A 1,213-nucleotide genomic window follows, 5' to 3' on the forward strand; every position below is an offset into this window, starting at 1 on the left:
TGGCGGGACTGGCGGGAGCCCGCGAGGAACGAGCGGGCGGATGGTAGACCCGGCACGCACACCCCCGGTCCCCGCCGGACTCAGCGGGTCGGGAGCGACGAAGTCGTCAGGAGAGGCCCTCGGCCCAGTCGTAGCCCTCGAGGTACGGGTCGGGCTCGATCGGCTCGCCCGAGCTCCACTCGGTGTAGATGAGGCCGTCGGGGCCGATCTTGCCGATGAGCGCGGTCTTGGCGATGTGGTGGTTGTCGCCGTTCACGGTGACGGAGCCCTCGGGGGCGTCGAACGTGACGCCGTCGGCGGCCTCCTGGACGTCGGCGACGTCGAACGACTCCGCCTTCTCGACCATGCCCTTCCACAGGTAGAGCGACGTGTACGCCGCCTCCATGGGGTCGGAGGTCACGCGGTCGGCGCCGTACTTCGCCTGGAACGCCTCGACGAACGTGGTGTTCTCGGGGCTGTCGATGGTCTGGTAGTAGTTCCAGGCCGTGAGCTGGCCCTCGACGTTCTCGACGCCGACGCCGCCGACCTCCTCCTCGGCGATCGACACGGACACGACGGGCATCGTGTCCGGCCCGAGGCCGGCGTTCTTGTACTCCTTGAAGAACGCGACGTTGGAGTCGCCGTTGAGCGTGTTGAACACGGCGTCCGCCCCGGCGGACTTCACCTTGTTGACGATCGTGGAGAAGTCGGTGTGGCCGAGGGGCGCGTACTCCTCGCCGAGGACCTCGATGCCGTTGGCCTCCGCGTAGGCGTTGATGATCTTGTTCGCCGTGCGCGGGAAGACGTAGTCGGAGCCGACGAGGAAGATCGACTCGACGCCCTGCTCCTTGAGGTAGTCGAGCGCGGGGACGATCTGCTGGTTGGTCGTGGCGCCGGTGTAGAAGATGTTCGGCGACGACTCGAGCCCCTCGTACTGGACCGGGTAGAAGAGCAACGAGTCCTGGGCCTCGAAGACGGGGAGCATCGCCTTGCGCGACGCGGACGTCCAGCCGCCGAACACCGCGGCGACGCAGTCGCTCGTGATGAGCTTCTCCGCCTTCTCGGCGAAGACCGTGGGCTCGGACTGGCCGTCCTCCTGGACGATCTCGAGCTGCTTGCCGAGCACGCCGCCGTCGGCGTTGATCTCCTCGGCGGCGAGGGCGAGCGAGTCGGCGACGGTCTGCTCGGAGATCGCCATGGTGCCGGAGAGCGAGTTGAGGAAGCCGATCTTGAC

Annotated in this window: 1 protein-coding gene; it reads right to left on the reverse strand. The window is 67.6% G+C overall.

What is annotated here, in order from left to right; genetic code table 11:
• Positions 1-106 precede the first annotated feature (106 nt).
• Positions 107-1,213 (reverse strand): urea ABC transporter substrate-binding protein (urtA, locus tag ACFCZN_RS21445; RefSeq protein WP_430558112.1); only part of this gene is annotated, 1,107 nt, incomplete at its 5' end.

It is taken from the genome of Isoptericola sp. NPDC056134 (assembly GCF_042264825.1).
GTDB lineage: Bacteria > Actinomycetota > Actinomycetes > Actinomycetales > Cellulomonadaceae > Isoptericola > Isoptericola nanjingensis.